General features: G+C 66.5%; 19 protein-coding genes. 15 read left to right on the forward strand and 4 right to left on the reverse strand.

Going from position 1 to position 18245, the window contains the following annotated elements:
- Positions 1–2 precede the first annotated feature (2 nt).
- Positions 3–386 (reverse strand): copper homeostasis periplasmic binding protein CopC, encoded by a 384-nt coding sequence (gene copC, locus AC07U1_RS11015; RefSeq protein ID WP_495176495.1) that lies wholly within the window; start codon positions 384–386, stop codon positions 3–5.
- Positions 387–534: 148 nt separating this feature from the next.
- Between copC and AC07U1_RS11020 the strand changes: the two genes are divergently transcribed.
- The 12 genes from AC07U1_RS11020 to AC07U1_RS11075 all read left to right on the forward strand — a co-directional run bounded on the left by AC07U1_RS11020 (position 535) and on the right by AC07U1_RS11075 (position 12235).
- Positions 535–801: a hypothetical protein gene (locus AC07U1_RS11020; RefSeq protein ID WP_495176494.1), complete on the forward strand. Its 267-nt coding sequence runs from the start codon at positions 535–537 to the stop codon at positions 799–801.
- A gap of 2 nt (positions 802–803) precedes the next feature.
- Positions 804–1241, forward strand: coding sequence for a periplasmic heavy metal sensor (locus AC07U1_RS11025; RefSeq protein WP_495177460.1), 438 nt, complete (start codon positions 804–806; stop codon positions 1239–1241).
- On the forward strand, positions 1238–1810 hold the full coding sequence (locus AC07U1_RS11030; RefSeq protein WP_495176493.1) for an RNA polymerase sigma factor: 573 nt from the start codon (positions 1238–1240) through the stop codon (positions 1808–1810). The genes AC07U1_RS11025 and AC07U1_RS11030 overlap by 4 nt, the downstream gene beginning before the upstream one ends.
- Positions 1811–1919: 109 nt before the next feature.
- The gene (locus AC07U1_RS11035) at positions 1920–3719 is read left to right on the forward strand and encodes a copper resistance system multicopper oxidase (protein WP_495176492.1); all 1800 of its coding nucleotides are present in this window, start codon (positions 1920–1922) and stop codon (positions 3717–3719) included.
- Positions 3716–4789 (forward strand): copper resistance protein B, encoded by a 1074-nt coding sequence (locus AC07U1_RS11040; RefSeq protein WP_495176491.1) that lies wholly within the window; start codon positions 3716–3718, stop codon positions 4787–4789. The genes AC07U1_RS11035 and AC07U1_RS11040 overlap by 4 nt, the downstream gene beginning before the upstream one ends.
- Positions 4790–5038: 249 nt before the next feature.
- The gene (locus tag AC07U1_RS11045; protein WP_495197734.1) at positions 5039–5440 is read left to right on the forward strand and encodes a DUF3703 domain-containing protein; all 402 of its coding nucleotides are present in this window, start codon (positions 5039–5041) and stop codon (positions 5438–5440) included.
- Positions 5441–5484: 44 nt separating this feature from the next.
- On the forward strand, positions 5485–5823 hold the full coding sequence (locus tag AC07U1_RS11050; RefSeq protein ID WP_495176489.1) for a hypothetical protein: 339 nt from the start codon (positions 5485–5487) through the stop codon (positions 5821–5823).
- A 100-nt stretch (positions 5824–5923) separates the two neighbouring features.
- Entirely contained in the window at positions 5924–7087 is a 1164-nt protein-coding gene (locus AC07U1_RS11055; RefSeq protein ID WP_495176488.1) for a TolC family protein, read from the forward strand.
- An 11-nt stretch (positions 7088–7098) separates the two neighbouring features.
- A complete protein-coding gene (locus tag AC07U1_RS11060) occupies positions 7099–8271 on the forward strand; it encodes an efflux RND transporter periplasmic adaptor subunit (RefSeq protein ID WP_492740406.1) in 1173 nt (390 codons plus the stop codon).
- 1 nt (position 8272) lies between these two features.
- On the forward strand, positions 8273–11536 hold the full coding sequence (locus AC07U1_RS11065) for an efflux RND transporter permease subunit (RefSeq protein ID WP_495176487.1): 3264 nt from the start codon (positions 8273–8275) through the stop codon (positions 11534–11536).
- A 109-nt stretch (positions 11537–11645) separates the two neighbouring features.
- On the forward strand, positions 11646–12056 hold the full coding sequence (locus AC07U1_RS11070) for a hypothetical protein (RefSeq protein ID WP_495177488.1): 411 nt from the start codon (positions 11646–11648) through the stop codon (positions 12054–12056).
- Entirely contained in the window at positions 11951–12235 is a 285-nt protein-coding gene (locus tag AC07U1_RS11075) for a methylated-DNA--[protein]-cysteine S-methyltransferase (RefSeq protein ID WP_495176486.1), read from the forward strand. Before AC07U1_RS11070 ends, AC07U1_RS11075 begins: the two co-directional genes overlap by 106 nt.
- 6 nt (positions 12236–12241) lie before the next feature.
- Here AC07U1_RS11075 and AC07U1_RS11080 read toward each other — a convergent pair whose 3' ends face one another.
- Positions 12242–13825: a Na+/H+ antiporter gene (locus AC07U1_RS11080; RefSeq protein ID WP_495176485.1), complete on the reverse strand. Its 1584-nt coding sequence runs from the start codon at positions 13823–13825 to the stop codon at positions 12242–12244.
- Positions 13826–14152: 327 nt separating this feature from the next.
- Between AC07U1_RS11080 and AC07U1_RS11085 the strand changes: the two genes are divergently transcribed.
- Genes AC07U1_RS11085 through AC07U1_RS11095 form a run of 3 tightly spaced genes read left to right on the forward strand, consistent with a single transcriptional unit; the run spans position 14153 to position 16469 of the window.
- Positions 14153–14929 (forward strand): SDR family NAD(P)-dependent oxidoreductase, encoded by a 777-nt coding sequence (locus AC07U1_RS11085; protein WP_056346555.1) that lies wholly within the window; start codon positions 14153–14155, stop codon positions 14927–14929.
- Positions 14926–15714, forward strand: coding sequence for an enoyl-CoA hydratase/isomerase family protein (locus tag AC07U1_RS11090; RefSeq protein WP_495176484.1), 789 nt, complete (start codon positions 14926–14928; stop codon positions 15712–15714). The genes AC07U1_RS11085 and AC07U1_RS11090 overlap by 4 nt, the downstream gene beginning before the upstream one ends.
- Positions 15711–16469: an N-acyl homoserine lactonase family protein gene (locus AC07U1_RS11095; RefSeq protein WP_495176483.1), complete on the forward strand. Its 759-nt coding sequence runs from the start codon at positions 15711–15713 to the stop codon at positions 16467–16469. Before AC07U1_RS11090 ends, AC07U1_RS11095 begins: the two co-directional genes overlap by 4 nt.
- 29 nt (positions 16470–16498) lie before the next feature.
- Here the strand turns inward: AC07U1_RS11095 and AC07U1_RS11100 are convergent, their stop codons facing one another.
- Both AC07U1_RS11100 and AC07U1_RS11105 read right to left on the reverse strand, forming a co-directional pair.
- Positions 16499–17227 carry an enoyl-CoA hydratase/isomerase family protein gene (locus tag AC07U1_RS11100; protein ID WP_495176482.1) on the reverse strand — a complete coding sequence of 243 codons (729 nt, stop codon included), beginning with the start codon at positions 17225–17227 and terminating at the stop codon, positions 16499–16501.
- Positions 17224–18069 (reverse strand): HTD2 family dehydratase, encoded by an 846-nt coding sequence (locus AC07U1_RS11105; RefSeq protein ID WP_495176481.1) that lies wholly within the window; start codon positions 18067–18069, stop codon positions 17224–17226. The genes AC07U1_RS11100 and AC07U1_RS11105 overlap by 4 nt, the downstream gene beginning before the upstream one ends.
- Positions 18070–18245: the final 176 nt, after the last annotated feature.

Consider the following 18245-nt stretch of genomic DNA (forward strand, 5'->3'; position numbering starts at 1 on the left):
GCCTATTTCACCGTGAAGCTGAATTCGCTGCCCATGCGGTGCGTGTCGGCACCGGCCGCCGACCATTTGACCGTATAGGTGCCGGGAACGAGCGCGCGTTTCGGCTGCAGCGTCATCGACTTGCCGTCCTTGCCGATCGCCGAGGTGAAGGCGATTTTCATCGGCGGATGATCCTTCATGCCGGACATGCCCGTCATCACCAGTTCGGCCTTCACGGTCGAGGCGATCAGTTTTTCGCTGAACTTCAGTTGGACCGAAGTCACCTTCGACACGGTGCTGTTCGCGCTCGGCGTCGAACCGACGAGCTTGGTGTGCGCCAGCGCGGCACCGGGCGCCGACAGCAGCGCGATCGCGGCGGCGAGGTGAAGGGGGAACCACTTGGTCATAAAAAACTCCAATTGCATGTTCGTCTTGGCTATTACGCAGCCCGGTTGGGTTCCCCCTCGGGAAAATAGAGTTTTCGCGGTGGGCGGCGGTTGAGGGGTAGGGCGCGGGCGCGCGTATAGTCCTTTTGAAAGGATTGGCGGAAAGCCGATGGACGACGAACTTCGGATATTGAATGCGGCGGCGATGCCCGCCGCGCTGGACGCGCTCGACGACCGCGTGCTGCAGATGCTGGCCGCGCGCCGCCGCGAGACCGCCGCGATGCGGCGGACGATCGCGCTCGCGGCGTTCGTCTCGCTCGGCGGCGGCATCGCCGCGGGCAGCCTGTTCGTGCCGCCCGCGGTTGCCGCCAGCCCGCTGACGCCGCTGGTTCCGGCGAGTCCGCTGGCGCCGTCGACCTTGCTGGACGTGCGTTGACGATGGCTTCGCGCCGGTTGCTCATCATTGGCCTGATCGCCTTTCTGGCGGCGATGGCGGGTGTGTTCGTCGGCCGGATACTCGTCGATGCGCCGCGCGCGAACGAGACCGAATTGCACGCGTTGCTGCACCGCGAACTGAAACTGTCCGCCGATCAGGAAAAGAAGATCCACCTGATCGAGGCCCGGTTCGCCGCGCGGCGCGATGCGCTCGAGCTTGAGATGCGCGCCGCCAACATCCGGCTGGCGCAGGCGATCGACGCCGAGCATGGCTATGGACCGCAGGTTACCCAGGCGATCGACGAGACGCATGAGGTGATGGGCGACCTGCAAAAGGAAACGCTCCAGCACCTGTTCGCGATGCGCCAGGTGCTCGACCGCGAGCAGGCGGCAATGTTCGACAAGCGCGTGGCCAAGGCGCTGACCGCCGATGCGCGGTGACGCTCGACCTGTCGCAATGTAGCGATGGCGAACTCGCCGCGCTCGCCGACGCCGGGCGGCAGGATGTCTATCGCGAATTTCTGGCCCGCTACAAGGCGCCGGTCTTTCGCCTGATCCGCGGCCATGTCGGCGATGCCGACGAGGCGATGGACCTGACCCAGGAAAGCTTCGTCGCGGGCTTTGCCGCGCTGTCGCGTTACGATCGCGAGCGGCCCTTTCGCCTGTGGATTTCGCGGATCGCGCTCAACAAGTGCCGCGACTGGGCGCGGCGGCGCGCGGTGCGGGCCTTTTTCGCGCGCGCGCTGCCGCTCGACAGCGCGCATGACGTGGCGATCGACGCGCCCGCCCCCGATGTCGAGGCGGAAAACCGGGCCGAACTCGCGCGCGTCCGCGCCGCGATGGCGGCGCTGCCCCACAATCTGCGCGAGGTGCTGGTGCTGCGCGGGGTCGAGGACCTCAGCCAGGCGGAGACCGCGGTGCTGCTGGCGGTCAGCGAAAAGACGGTCGAAACGCGGCTTTACCGCGCGCGCGGCAGGCTCCGCGCGTTGCTCGAAGGGGGCGAGGGCTAGGCTTGCGTGGACAAGCGCGCCGCCGGTCCGCAAAAAGCCGGCAGCGACAAGGGGCGTCGGCATCCCCTGCGTATGATATTGCAGACAGTCGGCAACCATCAGGAAGATCATGCAGATTAACAGGCGTCGTTTCGTGAGCGGAGCATTGGGTGGCGGAACCGCGGCCGCGCTCGCATCGTGGTTTCCGGCCTGGGCGCAGCCGGTCTCGCCCGGCATCGCGTCGACACTGCCCACCGTGTCGGGCAGCGATATCACGCTGCGCATCGCGCGCCAGACGATGCGGGTCGACGGCAAGGTCAGCCGCGCGATCGGCATCAACGGCACCGTTCCCGCGCCGCTCGTCCGCCTGAAGGAGGGGCAGCAGGCGCGCCTGACCGTGGTCAACGACCTCGATGAGGACAGCTCGATCCACTGGCACGGGCTGATCCTGCCCTTTCACATGGACGGTGTGCCGGGGGTCAGCTTTCCGGGCATCAAGCCCAAATCGACCTTCGTCTATGAATTCCCGGTCGTCCAGTCGGGGACCTATTGGTATCACAGCCATTCGGGTCTTCAGGAACAGATCGGTCATTATGGACCGATCGTCATCGATCCGGCGGGCGCCGACCCCATCGCATCCGACCGCGAGCATGTCATCGTCCTGTCGGACCACAGTCCGCTGTCGCCCGAGGCGATCTATCGCAAGCTCAAGGTCAATCCCGGCCACTTCAACCACCAGCGCCAGACGCTGGGCGGGCTGCTGGAAGGCAAGGACCAGCCGCTCAAGGACCGGATCGCGTGGGGCGCGATGCGAATGGACCCGACCGACATTGCCGACGTCAACGGCTCGACCTACAGCTTCCTCGTCAACGGCCACGGGCCGCGCGACAACTGGACCGCATTGTTCAACCCGGGCGAGCGCGTGCGGCTGCGCATCATCAACGCCTCGGCGATGTCGATCTTCAATATCCGGATTCCGGGCCTCAGGATGACCGTCGTCCAGGCCGACGGCCTCAATATCGTGCCGGTCGAGATCGACGAATTCCAGATTGCCGTCGCCGAAACCTATGATGTGATCGTCACCCCGGTCGAGGACCGCGCCTATACGCTGGTGGCCGAGGCCAACGACCGGTCGGGCCTGGGCCGCGCCACCCTGGCGCCGCGTGCGGGCATGGTCGCCGAGGTGCCGCCGCTGCGCGCCCGTCCGCTTGCCACGATGAAGGACATGGGCATGGACATGGGCGGGGGCGGCGCCACCGGCCGCGATGCGGCGTGCGCACCCGAACATGCCGCGATGGGCCATTGTACTCCCGCGCCCGCCGACGGCGCGGCGCCGGACCATGCCGCCATGGGACATGGCGCCGGCGGCATGAAGCACAGCATGCGCGACTTCGACGTCGCGCCGCAGGTCAGGCGCGACCCGAGCGTCCAGTCGATCTCGCCGATGCCCGTCGATCGCATGGGCGAGCCGGGGCAGGGGCTGGAGGATGTCGGGCATCAGGTTTTGACCTATCACGACCTGATCGCGCTGGAGCGGAACCCTGACATTCGCGCGGCCTCGCGCTCGCTCGACATCCACCTGACCGGCAACATGGAACGCTTCATGTGGTCGTTCGACGGGGTGAAGATGTCCGACCATCATGAGCCGATCCCCTTCATCGAGGGCGAGCGGGTGCGGATCAACCTGATCAACGATTCGATGATGAGCCACCCGATCCACCTGCACGGCCATTTCTTCGAGCTGGTGACGGGGAAGGGCGATCGCTCGCCGCGCAAGCATACGGTGCTGGTTCAGCCGGGCGGGACGGCGAGTTTCGATTTCACCGCCGACGCGCTCGGCGACTGGGCGTTCCACTGCCACCTCCTTTACCATATGCACGCCGGCATGATGCGCGTCGTCAGCGTCCGCCCGAAGGGAGAGGCCGCATGACCCGGCTCGCCCTGCTGCTTTCGGGCATCGCGCCGCTGGTTTTCGCGGTTCCGGCGGCGGCGCAGTCGATGGATCATTCGATGCATGGGTCGGCGGCGCCCGCACCGGCGACCAAACCCGCCGCCAAGGCGCCAGCCTGCCCGCCCGACCATGCCGCGATGGGTCATTGCACGCCCGATGCGGAAATGCCGGGCATGGAAGCGATGGATCATGGCTTGCCGGCGCCGTCCGATCCCGACTGCCCGCCCGAGCATGCGAGCATGGGGCACTGCACGCCGAAGGCGCCGGCGCCCGATGCGGCGGGCGGTGCCAGCGGCACCGACCTGCCGCCCGGCGACGCGCCGGCGCCCCCGCCACCGACCGACTGGTACGCCGATCGCATCTTTCCGGGCGGCGCGATGGAGCATTCGCGCCACGAGATGATGAAGGAGGGCGGCGACCAGACGATCGCCTTCGTCAGCCTGAACCTTGCCGAATATCAGGCGCGCAAGGGGCGCGACGGCTTTCGCTGGGAGGGCGAGGGCTGGTACGGCGGCGACATCCACCGCCTGACGGTGAAGAGCGAAGGCGAGGCGGTGTTCGGCGAAGGCATCGAAAGCGGCGAGGTCCAGGCGCTCTACAGCCGCGCGATCGGCCCCTATTTCAACGCGCAGGCGGGGGTTCGCCAGGACTTTGGCCACGGCCCCGACCGGACCTATGCCACGATCGGCTTCGAGGGGCTTGCGCCCTATTGGTTCGAGGTTGAGGGGGCGCTGTTCCTGTCGAACAAGGGCGACCTGCTCGCCCGCCTCGAAGCGAGTTACGACCAGCGCCTGACCCAGAAGCTGATCCTCCAGCCGATGGCCGAGGTCAATTTCGCGGCGCAGGACGTGCCCGAAAGCGGGATCGGTTCGGGGCTCTCCGACGTCGAACTCGGCCTGCGGCTCCGCTATGAGGTGGTCAAGGAATTCGCCCCCTATGTCGGCGTCGAATGGGCGCGCAAGGTCGGCGACAGCGCCCGCTTCGCCCGCGCCGCAGGCGAGGATGCGAGCGGCGTCAGTTTCGTGATGGGGATCAAGGCCTGGTTCTGATGCGCGCGCCGCTGTTCCACGGATCGTCGCTTACCCCCAAATCTGTTCAACCGAGCAGCACGACGTCGAAGCGCCAGTGTGTCGCGTCGGGCTCGCGCTGCGGGTCGCGACCGTTTCGGGGAAAATATAGGCCGGGACGGCATCCGTTGCATCACGCCGCCGCCAAGCTGGTCGTTCGATCCGGCTTGACCCTGTAGCAGCTACAGGGTGTAGGGAAGGCGCCGACTCGAACAACATCGGTGCAATATGATGCCAGACCATCGCTCCGCAGGAGGCTCAGGGGCCTCGCGTGCGACCCGTACCGCGGAGGAGCGGCACGGCGCATATCGCCACGAGATCGATCATTTTCGGCGCGCACGCCGGGATCGCGATTGGGCCGCCTGCTGGCGGTATCTCGAGCGTGCCCATATCATCGCCCGGCCCCTGTTTCGGTTGCATATCTCCTCGCATTTCGAAATGCTGAGCTTCGCAGTCTCGCGGGGCGACACGCGCGAGATATTCGGGCAGTTGCTGCGCATCATGCTGGTCCCGCTCGGCGCGCTCACGGGCCGGCTGCCCGTCGGCAACACCGGCCGCGCCCTTGTCAGCGCGTTCGTGCCGATGACGGTGCCCGACGATTTGCAGCCCTATGTGCGACCGGGGGCGCGATGATCGCCAGCTTGCCTGTCTCTTACTCGACTGTTAGTTGGCGGGCGATGCGGAAGGCCCTGATCCAGTTCCTGTTGCTCATCGCGGCGCTGATGGCGGGCATGGACACGCGTGCCATGGCGGATGACAATGTGGCGGCGTCGGGCATCGTCGGCCATCACCATGACTTTGTGGAACCGTCGGATGACGCGGTTCGCGACGACAATTCGCCGACCGAAAGCGGCGGCGAAGTGGTGCATCATCATCATTGTCCGACCGGCCTTGTCGCGGACGAAGGCCTGGCGTCCGCGTCGGGGCCGCACGCACGCGAGGTGCATCTGCCGCGCCTCGCCGTGGCGCTCGCATCGCGCAGCATCGCGCCACCAACCCAACCTCCCGCCGCCTGATCACTGCTTCGCGCGGGCATTTCGCCTGCGCTCCACGCATTGATCGGGAGTATTTATGTCGAAATCATCGGGCATCCTGCTGTTTGCAGGGATGCTGGCTATGTCGGTTCAACCGGCATTGGCCGAACCTGTCTCGCTGTCCGACGCCTTGGTGCGCGGACAAGAGGCCTCACCGCGGATTGCCAGAGCCAAGGCCGAGCTGAAGGCGGCCGAAGGCCGCGCGACGCAGGCTGGCGTGCGTCCAAACCCCACCATATCCGCCGAAGTCGAGAATTTCAGCGGCACCGGACCCTATCGGGCCTTTGGCCAGACCGAAACTACGGTTGCGGTCTCGCAGCCCTTCGAGCTTGGCGGCAAAAGGCGTGCCCGCAAAGCGGTCGCCGCCGCCGAGCGCGAATTGGCCCGAATCTCACTGCGCAGCGCCGAGGCGGACCTGTCCTACGACATCATCGTGGCGCATGCCGAACTCCGCGCGGCGGAAGACCGGGCGGTGCTGTCGCAAAGCGTTCTCGCGCGGGCGGTCGAACTGGCTCGGATCGCGGAAACCCTCGTCGATGTCGGGCGCGATCCGCCGCTGACCAAGCTGCGCGCCGATGCGCTGCTTGCCGAGGCGAAGGCCGAAAGCCTGAAGACGATGGCGCAGCTGATGTCGGCTCGCCAAAAACTCGCGCTGTTCATCGGCAGCGATGATCCCGAGCTGTCGGCCGTTCGGCAGGACATCCTTTCGCCCCCCGCTCTGGCAGCCGATGCACAGAGCCTCGACGAGCGGCTTGCCGCCGCCGGGCGCGATGCCGCCTCCGCACGGGTCCGGCAGGCGCAGGCCGAGGGCGTTCCCGACATCACGGCGTCGGGCGGGGTGCGGAACTTTCGCGAAAGCAAGGACACGGCGTTTATCGTTGGTGTTTCGATCCCGCTGCCGGTGTTCAATCGCAATCGTGGCAATATCGATGCGGCGCGCGCCGAAGGCGAGGCCGCGGAGGCCCAGCTCGCACAGGCCCGCCTCGATACCCGCTTCTCGCGGCGCGATGCCGAGCTGATGCTCTCGGCCGCCAACGAACGGGTGTCGGCGCTGTCGGGGGTCGGCCTGTTTCAGGCGAGCGAAGCCGCGCGGGTCGCCGAGATCGGATACCAGCAGGGCAAGTTCACGCTCATCGAACTGATCGATGCCCAGGAGGCGCTGACCAGCGCGAATCTCAAACTCATCGAAGCCGAACTCGATCGCGCCCGCGCGCTTGCCGCGCTGGGCCGCGCGAACGCGCAATAGGGGACTACACCATGAAAATCTTCGAAAACAAATATCGCCTGATGGCCGCCGTCGCGGCCGGGGCGCTCGTTCTGGGTGGCGGCGGCATCTTGATCGGCCGCTCGACGACCGCACCTTCGGCCGTCGCACCCGCGGCGACTCCCGCCGAGGAGGAAGAGGAAGGCCATGTCGAAGGGCTGGTCCTGATGGACGAGGCGCGCGCCAAGGGGGCCGGCATCGTCACCGAGACGATCCAGGCCGGCGGTCTGGCCTCCGAGATATTGGCACAGGGCGTCGTCGCATCGACCCCCGATGGCGAGGCGGTGCTGACGGCGCGCGCCGACGGAGCGATCACCCGCATCCATCGCCGCCTTGGCGACGTCGTTCGCGCCGGTGAATCGGTGGCGGTGATGGAAAGCCGCGACGCGGCGGCCATCGCGTCCGAGCGGAGTTCGGCGACGGCGCGCCTGGCGCTCGCGCGATCGACCTATGCGCGCGAAAAGAAGCTGTTCGACGCCCGCATCACCGCAAAGCAGGACCTTGAGGCCGCCGCCGCAGCGCTGGCCGAAGCCGAAGCCGAGGCGCGGCGGTCGCAATCGGCTGCCGCCGCCGCCAAGGTGTCGGGCGATGGCCGCACCCTCGCGGTGACGAGCCTGATTTCGGGGCGGATTACCAAATCGGACGCCAAGCTCGGTGCCTATGTGCTCGCCGGAACCGAGTTGTTCCGGGTCTCCGATCCCAACCATATCCAGATCAACGCCTCGGTGCTCGCGGCCGACGCCCGCCGGATCAGGCCTGGCGATACGGCGGTCATCGAACTGCTCGGCGGTGAGACCGTCAAGGCCGTGGTGCGCTCGGCTACCCCGAGCCTCGACGCCGAGAGCAAGACGGCGACGATCGTCCTCATTCCCGAAGGCATTGGCGGACTGACCCCCGGACAAGGCCTTCGCGCGCGGATCAAGCCGCAAGGCACAGCGGATGCCATGCTGATCGCGCTGCCCGAAGAAGCCGTGCAGACGGTCGAGGGACGCGAGGTCGTGTTCGTCAAAACGGCCAAGGGCTTCCAGGCGACGACGGTGGTCACCGGCAAGCGCGGCGGCGGACGCATCGAAATCGTCGACGGGGTGAAGCCGGGCGCGGTCATCGCGACCGGGGGCGCCTTCCTGCTCAAAGCCGAAATCGGCAAGGGCGAGGCGGAGCATTGAGATGATCGAAAAACTACTCGATGCGTCGATACGCTTTCGCTGGGCTGTGGTTCTCCTCACCCTCATCATCTCGGCCTACGGCCTGACGCAGCTGCTCAAGCTGCCGATCGATGCCGTCCCCGACATCACCAACAAACAGGTTCAGATCAACACCGTCGAACCCAATCTGGGGCCACTCGACATCGAACGCCTCGTCACCTTCCCCATTGAAACCGCGATGGCGGGCATCCCGGGACTGCAGAGCTCGCGCTCGATTTCGCGCAACGGGTTCAGCCAGGTCACGGTGATCTTCGAGGACGATACCGATCTCTATTTCGCCCGCCAGCAGGTTGCGGAGCGGCTGGGCCAGGCCAAGGGTACCTTGCCCGACGGCGCCGAGCCGCAAATGGGTCCGGTCTCCACGGGTCTCGGCGAAGTGCTGATGTACACCGTCGATTTTGCGCCGACGGCCAATGCGAAAAATCCCAAGATTGCCGGAAAGCCGGGCTTCCAGCCGGACGGCTCCTACAGGACCCCGACCGGCGAAATCCTCGTCGATGACGTCGCCAAGCTTGGGTATCTGCGGACCGTCCAGGACTGGGTGATCCGCCCGCAGCTGCGCTCGGTATCGGGGGTCGCCGGTATCGATTCGATCGGCGGTTATGAAAAGCAGTTCGTCGTCCAGCCCGATGCGACCAAATTGGCGAGCTATGGCATTTCCTTCTCGGAACTCGCTGAGGCCCTCGAACGCGCCAATATCTCGGTCGGCGCGAACTTCGTCGAACGTGGCGGCGAGGCCTTCCTCGTCCGCGCCGACGGCCGCATTCGAACCCTCGACGAAATCTCCCGGGCGACCGTCGCGAACCGCGGCGGGGTGCCCGTCATGGTTCGCGATGTCGCGACCGTGCAGATCGGCGGCGAACTGCGCACCGGGTCGGCATCCGAAAACGGCAAGGAACTGGTCGTCGGCACCGTCCTGATGCTCGCGGGCGGCAACAGCCGGATCGTGGCCTCGGCGGCGGCCGAACGCCTCGAGGATGTTGCCAGGTCGATGCCTCCGGGGATCGTCGTCAAGCCGGTGCTCGACCGCTCGCAACTCGTCGACGCGACGATCGGTACGGTCGAAAAGAACCTTGCCGAAGGCGCGTTGCTCGTCGCGGCGGTGTTGTTCTGGCTGCTCGGAAACTTCCGCGCCGCGGTCATCGCGACCTTGGTCATCCCGATCTCGTTCCTGGTCATGGGAACAGGAATGAACATCACCGGCACGTCGGGCAATCTCATGAGCCTCGGCGCGCTCGATTTCGGGCTGATCGTCGACGGCTCGATCATCATCATCGAAAATTGTCTCAGGCGATTGGCCGAGCGACAACATCATGAAGGACGATTGCTCTCGTTGAGCGAGCGGTTGCATGAGGTGTTCGAAGCCTCACGCGAAATGGTGAAGCCGACGATCTACGGCCAGGCGATCATCTTCCTCGTGTTCGTGCCGCTGCTCACCTTTACCGGGGTCGAGGGCAAGACCTTCTCGCCGATGGCGATCACGGTGTTGCTGGCTTTGGGCGGCGCGTTCATCGCATCGCTGACCTTCGTTCCGGCGATGGTCGCGCTGCTCCTGCGCGGCAAGGTCGCGGAGAAGGAAGTCCGGGCGATCGCTTGGGTCAAGGAGCGTTACGAGCCCGTGCTGGGGCGCGTCATCGCGCGCCCCTGGCCGTGGATCGGTGCGGGCGGCGGGACGTTCGCGGCGGCCATCCTTGTGTTCGGGACGCTCGGAAGCGAGTTCATTCCGGTGCTCGGCGAGGGGAATCTTGCGATGCAGGCGCTCCGCATTCCATCGACATCCTTGAACAAGTCGCAGGACATGCAGCTTCAGGTCGAAAAAGCAGTGTCGGCATTGCCCGAGGTTGCCTTCATCTATTCGAAAACGGGCACGGCAGAGGTTGCCAGCGATCCGATGCCGCCGAACGCGTCGGATACCTTCATCATCCTGAAGCCGCGGGGCGACTGGCCCGACGGCGTCCGTACGAAAGATGATGTGATCGAGCGGGTCGAGAAGAAGCTCGAACCTTTGGTCGGCAACGCCTTCGAGATCAGCCAGCCGATCCAGCTGCGTTTCAACGAACTGATCGCCGGGGTGCGCGGCGATATCGCGATCAAGCTCTATGGCGACGATCTCGACGAGATGGGCCGCGCGGCGCAGCAGGTGGCGGCGATCCTGAACACCGTGCCGGGCGCCGCGGACGTGAAGGTCGAACAGACCGCGGGCTTCCCCGTGCTCGATGTCCAGTTCGACCGCGATGCCATCGCCCGCTACGGTCTGACACTTCGGGACGTCAGCGACACGGTCGCGGCGGCGCTCGGCGGGCGCGAAGCCGGGATCGTGTTCGAAGGTGACCGGCGTTTCGATATCGTCGTCCGGCTCGACCGGGCGACGCGCGACGATCTCGATGCAGTCGGCGCGCTCCCCGTGCTGCTGCCGGGTGAGGGGGGTCCGCGGGCATCGGTGCCGCTCGGCGAACTCGCCAAGTTCAGCTTCTCCGAGGGGCTCAACCAGGTCAGCCGCGAAAACGGCAAACGGCGCGTCGTCGTACAGGCCAACGTCCGCGGCAACGACCTCGGATCCTTCGTTGCGGAGGCGCAGGACAAGGTGAACGCGCAGGTGAAACTTCCCACCGGAAGCTTCATCGAATGGGGCGGGCAGTTCGAGAATCTGCAAGCCGCGTCGGCGCGCCTGTCGATCGTCATTCCGATCATCTTTGCCGCGATCTTCGGCATATTGTTCATGGCCTTGGGCGGCGTGCGGCAGGCGGTCGCGGTCTATTCGGCGATCCCGCTCGCCTTGGCAGGCGGGGTGTTTGCGCTCCTGCTCACGGGGTTACCCTTCTCGGTATCGGCCGCGGTGGGCTTCATCGTGCTTTCGGGCGTGACGGTGCTGAACGGCCTCGTTGTGATGACGAGCATCAACCAGCGCATCGATGAAGGCAAAGCCGTCGACGTCGCGATCAATGAAGGCGTCATGGAGCGGGTTCGCGCCGTGCTGATGACCGGGATCGTTCCGGCCATCGGCTTCGTTCCGATGGCGCTGGCCACCGGCACCGGCGCCGAGGTCCAGAAGCCGCTCGCGATCGTCGTGATCGGCGGTTTGATTACCTCGACGCTGCTGACCTTGTTCGTCTTGCCCGCGATCAGCCATTTGCTGCTTCGTGGGCGGGCGCGGGCGCATGTGGCGGGCGACTATGCCGACGTCACGGCGCTCGGCGAGCGGGCCATCGCCGCTGACCAGAAGTAGGGCGGAATCCTGCCGCACAGCCGGCCGGCACACGCTGGCCGGCTGTGCGGCTCCGATGGGGAAGCCGCCATTGCATTCGCGAAACGGTCCGGTGATATACGGCCGGGCCATGACGAAGCGGGTTCACTATCATCTGTTCGAGACCGCGGCGGGCTTCGCCGCGATCGGCTGGAACGACAAAGGGATTTCCAGCCTGCGGCTGCCTGCGGCGAGTGCGCACGAGACGGAGCGTTCGCTGGTGCGCCGGTTTTCGATGGCGCTGCCGACCGAACCGCCGCCGGCGGTGCGGTCGGTGGTCGATGCCGTGGTGCGCTATTTTGCGGGCGAAAGGGTCGACTTCGCGGCGGTCCCGGTCGACATGGGCGAACAGTCGCTCTTTTTCGAGCAGGTCTACGCCTTCGTCCGCAAGCTCGGATGGGGGAGGCGACGACTTATGGCGCGGTCGCGAAGGCGCTCGGTGCAGGTCCCGAATTTGCGCGAGACGTCGGCCAGGCGATGGCGAACAACCCGGTTCCGCTGATCGTGCCGTGCCACCGTGTGACCGGCGCCGGTGGCAAGATCGGGGGTTTTTCAGCCCCTGGAGGATCGACGTCGAAAGCGCATATGCTCGCACTCGAAGGGGGCTCGATCGAAGCGGCCCCAACGCCCCGAAAGGCCGCGCCGGGCAAGACCGACACCCAGGCCGGTTTCGACTTCTAACCCACTCTAGTCGCCGCGCTGGAGCGTCATCGCCAGTTCCTCGACGTCGAGGTCGCGTTCCAGTTCGTGGAGGACCTCGTCCTCGATCAGTCCGGCGCGGTGGATGCGGATCAGCTCGGCGCGGCCCGCCGCGATGGCCTGAAGCAGCACGTCGAAATGCGCGCGCAAGCCGTCCATCGTCGTGCTGGCATCGGCTTCGTAGCGCTCCATGAAATTCAACCGTTTGCGATGCTCCTCGAGCATCATCGGATGGATGAGGGTGCCGTCCTCGTCATAGGCGAGTTTCTCGATCACCGCGAAGCGCGCGCGTGCCATCGCGGCTTCGGCGGCGGGCAACGCCATCTTGGCGGGCGGATCGACATCGACTGGTTTGACGCGGCGAATCAGCAGCCCGAGGCTCGATCCCTGGACGACCACCGTCACGAAGATCACCGCGAAGGCGCAGATCAGCATCAGGTCGCGGCCCGGCATCGCCATCGGCAGCGTCAGCGGCACCGCCAGCGTCACGACGCCGCGCATCCCGGCCCAGCTCAGCACCGTCGCCTGCCGCCAGCCGAGCGGTCGCGCGCGTTCGAGGCCCACCCGGCGCGCGGCTTCCAGCACTGCCTCCGACGCGAAGATCCAGATGAAGCGCGCGACGGTGACGGTCAGGACGACGCCGACCATCATGGTCACCCAGCTGCCCGGGATCGCGCCGATCCCGCCGATCCGCTCGATCGCGTCGCGCAGCGAAAAGCCGATCAGGATGAACACCAGCGCTTCGAGGACGAAGACCATGATCTGCCATCCCGAATTGGCGCGCAGGCGGACCGCGGCGGGCAGGATCTCATGCTGGTACCAGCCCATGGCGAGCCCCGCGGTGACCGTCGCGATCACGCCCGAGACATGGACGGTCTCGCCCGCGATATAGGCGGCCCAGCAGAGCAGGATCGTGATCAGCATGATCAGCATCGGATCGCTGAAGCGCTTCGCGAGGATGATCCAGCCCTTGGCGACCACGGCACCGACGACCACGCCGCCGAGTGCGACGAAGGCGAAGCTCTGCACGGCGTCGTCGGCGTCGAAAACCCCGCTGAGCGTTGCCGTGACCGCGAAGCGGAAGAGGATCAGGCCGGTCGCGTCGTTGAGCAGGCTTTCGCCCTCGAGCAGCGCTTCGAGCCGGCGGGGAAGGTGGACGCCCTTGAGCACCGCGCGCGCCGACACGGCATCGGGCGGCGAAACGATGGCGCCGAGCGCGAAACAGGCGGCCCACGGCAGTTCGGGTAGAATCCAGTGCGCGACCACGCCGACGACGAGGGTGGTGAAGACGACCGCACCCACCGCGAGCGACAGGATGCCGGGCAGATGGCGCCGGAAGCGCCCGAGCGCGGTGTAATAGGCGCCGTCCATCAGCAGCGGCGGCAGGAACAGCACGAGCGCGAGTTCGGGGTCGAGCGAAATATGTGGCAAGCCCGGAATGAAGGCCAGCGCACCGCCGCCCACAAGCAACGCCGTTGCCGGCGGCCAGCGGAGCTTGAGCGCCAGCCAGTGCAGTACGATGACGAGGGCCAGGAGAGCGAGGACAAGTTCGAAGGCTTCGACGGCATGCATCGTTTCAGCTCCGATGCCCGGCGATGCCGAAAGAAGATGTCATGCCGAGCCCCCGCATTTTTTGGCCAGATACGGCACCGCTTCTGACGCCGTTTGTCGCCGCGATCAATGCTCTGGCGTGAAAGGGGGCAAAGAGGAACCTTTATCCCCCGTCCGCCGCGCTTGGCAGCCGCGACGGGGGAAAGGTTGTGTGTGCACAAGAGGAACATTAGGGGAACAAACAGACTCTGTCAACTCCCCTTGTCGTTACGGCGGCCATTGGTTCGACTGGTTGACGTAAACGTCAATTGGCGCCAAGGCCGGATCGTTCAACGAAAGGGAGAGACGATGGCGGAGCAACCCAAGTTCGACCTGACGGGCCGCGTCGCGCTCGTCACCGGGGCCTCGTCGGGGCTGGGTGCGGGTTTCGCGAGGGTGCTCGCCGCATCGGGCGCGAAGGTCGTGCTCGCCGCGCGCCGCGCCGACAAGCTCGCCGAGCAAGTCGCGGCGATCGAGGCTGCGGGCGGGCAGGCGATCGCGGTGTCGATGGACGTCACCGACGAGGCCTCCACGATTGCGGCTTATGACGCCGCCGAGGCGGCGTTCGGCACGGTCGACACGATCGTCGCCAACGCCGGGGTCGCTACCGAGAAGATGGCCTTCGGGCTGTCGGTCGACGACGTCGATTTCCTGCTCGCGGCCAATGTCCGCGGCGTTTTCCTGACCGCGACCGAGGGTGCCAAGCGGCTCGACAAGGCGGGGGCCCGCGAGAAGCAGCATGGCCGCATCGTCCTGATCGGATCGATCACCGCCGAGAAGGTGTTCCCTGCGACCTCGGTCTATGGCGCGACCAAGGCGGCGGTGCGCCACCTCGGCAAGGCGCTGGCGCGCGAATGGGCGCGGCGCGGGATCAGCGTCAATGTCATCCAACCGGGCTATTTCGAATCCGAAATGACCGCCGAACTGTTCGACAGCGATGTCGGCGCGCAGATGGTGAAGAGCTTTCCGCGCCAGCGCATGCGTCCCGCGACCGACCTTCATACGCCGTTGCTCATGCTCTGCTCCGACGCGGCGCTCGGCATTACCGGCAGCGTGATCACCGTCGACGACGGGCAGACGCTGTGAGCGAGCTGCTGATCGAGACGCGTGGGCAGGTGGAGATTGCGACGCTCAACCGGCCCGATCGGCTCAATGCGCTCAGCGAAGGGCTGGTCGACGAACTCAACGCCTATTTCGGCGGGCTGGCCGATCGCAAGGAGATCCGCGTCGTCATCCTGCGCGGCGCGGGGCGCGGTTTCTGCGCCGGGCTCGATATCCAGGAGGACCGCTCGACCGACGAGACGCCGGTGCTGCGCACGCTGCGCACCCAGACGAGCATCGGCAACATCTATCGCAAGATGCGCGCCTGTCCGCAGCCGATCATCGCGCTCGGCCATGGCGCCGCGGCGGGCGGCGGACTGTCGCTGCTGCTCGCCTCCGATGTGCGCTACGGGACGCCGAGCTTTCGTTGCAACGCCGCCTATATCCGTATCGGGCTTGGCGGCTGCGACATGGCGTCGAGCTATTTTCTGCCGCGCCTTGTCGGGGCGAGTCTGGCGTCGGAGATGATCCTGACCGGGCGCTTCATCGACGCCGAGCGGGCTTTGCGCGCCGGGCTGATCAGCGAGATCGTCGCAGAAGAGGCGCTGCTCGACCGCGGGCTCGCGCTGGCTGACGAAATGCTCGCGACCGCACCCTGGGGGCTGCGGCTGTCGAAGCAGGCGCTCAATCTCAATATCGATGCGCAGAGCCTCGACGCCGCGATGGCGATCGAGGACCGGCAGCAGGTGATCCTGTCGGCGACCGAGGATCACAAGGAAGCGCTCGCCGCCTTCCTCGGCAAGCGCCCCCCGGAATATAGCGAACAGTGACCGGCACGCTCACCCTTTATGCCTTCAACACTGGCTGGTTCCAGTGCCGCCCGGGCTATTTCATCGAAGGCGAGGAGGGCGACTATCTGAAAGGGCCGGTGCCCTCCTATCTGATCGACCATCCGAAGGGCCGCGCGCTGTTCGATAGCGGCATGGGGGTGCGCTATCGCCGCACGCTCGAAACCGCGCTGCCGCCGAACAAGTTCGGGCTGCAATTTTTCGAGGGGCAGGAGATCGCGGCGCGGCTGAAAAGCATCGACGTCGACCCCGGCAGCATCGACTATGTCATCAACTCGCACCTCCACATCGACCATTGCGGCGGCAATGCCAGCCTGCCCAATGCGACGGTGATCGTGCAGTCGCGCGAACTCGCGGCCGCGCAGGCGACCGAGGAGGCGGGGCTGTACGAGGCGCTCGATTATGCCACCGGCCAGCCGGTGAAGGCGATCGACGGCGAGTGCGACTTGTTCGGCGACGGCAGCGTGCGGATCGTGCCGACCTATGGTCACACACCGGGACATCAGAGCGTGATCGTCAAACTGCCGAGTGGGCGCGAGGTGCTGCTCGCGGCGGACTGTTGCTACACCGAACGCAACCTCGACCTGATGGTGCTGCAAAAAGCGGTGGTCGACCGCGAGGCGGGGCTGCGGACGATGGAGTTTTTGCAGCAGCAGCGGGTAGCGGGGACGCAAATCCTGTTCGGCCACGACGGGCGCCAATGGGCGAGCGTCGAGGAGGGCAAGGCGATCGGGTGATGCCGATCCTCCCCGTTCCGGGGAGGATCCTAAAACTGCTTCGCCACCCGTTCGGCGAAATCGGGCGCCACCCCGGCGCTGTTGAACACCTCATGCGCCAGTCCGGCAGCCAACGGCAAATCCGCCTGTTCGCGATAGAGCTTCTTGTACGCAAAGACGCTGTGCCGCGATTGGCCGGCAATCGCCTCGGCCAGCGTCCGCGTCGTTGCCTCCAGATCGACGTCGGCGGCGCAATGATTGGCGAGGCCGATGCGCGCCGCCTCGGCGCCACTCACCGGCAGGCCGGTGAAGCTCATCTCGCGTGCCTTCCACGCGCCGACGCGGCGGGGGAGGCGTTGGCTCATGCCCCAGATCGGTACCAGCCCGAATTTGCCGTGCGTATCGGCGAAATGCGCGCTTTCGCCCGCGACGATGATGTCGCCGGCAAGCGCGAGTTCGAGGCCGCCGGTGAAGCAGCCGCCCTGCACCGCGACGATCAGTGGTTGCGGCAGGTTGGCGAGCTTGGTGACGATCGATGCCTGATAATGCGGACGCGGCGCTTCGATCCCGCGCTCCTTGAGGTCGTTGCCAGCGCAGAACACCGGGCCGTCGGCGCGCAGCACCACCGCGCCGATTGCATCGCCCGCGGCGGCAATCGCGTCGGCATGGGCGTCGAGCTCGCCCCACAGCGCAAGGTTGAGCGCGTTGCGCTTTGTCGCGCGGTTGAGCGTCAGGGTCGCGACGCCGTCCCCGTCCTCGCGCAAGACCAGTTCGTTCATACCTTCGCCTCCGCCGCCATGATGGTTCGTCCATCGGACCCGATCGCCGCCATTTCCCAGCCGCCATCCTTCGCGCGCCCGACGAGGTGCATCGGCTCACCGACAAAGGCCGGTGCCTGCGCGCGCATCGTGAACGCCGCCAGTGCGTTGGCACCCAGTTCGCGCTGGGCGAGGTCGAGCAGCAAGGTCGCGGTCAGCGGTCCGTGGACGACGAGGCCGCGATAGCCTTCCCCCTCGCGGGCATAGGGCAGGTCGTAGTGAATGCGGTGGCTGTTGAAGGTCAGCGCCGAATAGCGGAACAGCATCGCCTCGCTGGGCACCAGGTCGCGCCGCCATGTCCAGGCCGACAGATCGGGCGCGTCCGTCGATACTGGGGCTGGCGCGGGGGCCGCGACCGGTGCGGGCGCGCGGAAGACGATCGTCTGGCGCTCGCTTACCGCGAGCACGCCATCGGCGCGCGTTTCATGCTCGACCTCGGCAAAGACGAGTTGGCCGGTCGCGCCGCTCTTCTCCTTGATCGCGGCGAGCGTCGAGGTCCGCGCGATCACGGCGCCGGCCGCGATCGGGGCATGGAAGCGCACGTCGCTCGCCGCCCACATCCGGCGCGGCAACGGGATCGGCGGCATGAAGCTGTCGGGATTGTCCGCGCGCAGCGGATGGCCGTCGGGGCCGAGCGTCGCGGTCGGCGCGTCGGGCAGGCACAGGCACCAATGGATTGCCTGCGCAGCGACGTCGCCGATCTCGTCGCTGTCGATCGTCGCGCGGAACCGCGCGAGCGCCGAGGGCGTCAGCACATCCTGCTGCGCGATCCGGCGCCCGATCCATGCCGTCCAGTCTGCCATTCAAACCTCCCTGCCGCCCCGCGGTGCGGTTGCGGTAGGGCGTAATGCGGGGATCGAGAAGTCAAAAAGAGGTCGCCCGCGCGGTGCGCAATCGTTCATCGCGGCATCGACGACAAAGAAGCGATGGTTTTCAACCGGTGCTCTTGCCACTCGCGTGGTCCGGAGACGGGGGATGA

This window comes from Sphingopyxis sp. GW821-FHT02C12 (genome assembly GCF_059421785.1).